Raw genomic sequence first — 594 nt, 5'->3', positions numbered from 1 at the left:
TTTAGCTGCTTAATTGCACTAAAGGCTCCTCCTATGTATCGCCCATGTGCATAGCTTAGAGGGGTTCACTCATTAGTGGGCTACGCCGGACCTCGCCGTCTGAGGGGAAAGGAAGAGATTAATCAGACTAGCTATCAGGAAGCCTGTCATTGGGCCGAATGGTATGCGAAATTCTAATACAGTGACTACGCTCGTAGAAGCTTAAGTGCCGATATTCTTGGACGTGGGTTCGACTCCCACCGTCTCCACCAATACATACTGTTTGGTGGTTTTTTTATGGTTAAAAATGTGGAAATAAGAACCTCTTAAAATGTTGAATTATTAATGTTTTAAGAGGTTTTTCTATTGTAGGAGCAAATGATGTTATTATAGTTAAAGAATCTAAATGGATAATTGTTGAAGTATTGGAATTCTGTTTTTCTTTTAGAAACAATTGTTAATAGTAACTTCTGATGGATATGTTATACTAAGTTTATAAGTTAATCAGCAACATAAATTGCACGATGTGCAGATTTTATAGATTATGAAGCCTTTGCTTTATGCTTCGTAAGTCACTCATAGCGAACATATCTGAATAAGTTATGTGAGCATTTT

1 other RNA gene is annotated in these 594 nt (G+C 36.9%); it reads left to right on the top strand.

The features are described 5' to 3' along the window. Window positions 1–251, top strand: a transfer-messenger RNA (tmRNA) gene (gene ssrA, locus B6K90_RS23280); the annotation flags it as partial. Window positions 252–594 lie beyond the last annotated feature (343 nt).

This window comes from Gottfriedia acidiceleris, from assembly GCF_002128425.1.
GTDB lineage: Bacteria > Bacillota > Bacilli > Bacillales > Bacillaceae_G > Gottfriedia > Gottfriedia acidiceleris.
This window is presented reverse-complemented; position numbering and strand designations above follow the sequence as displayed.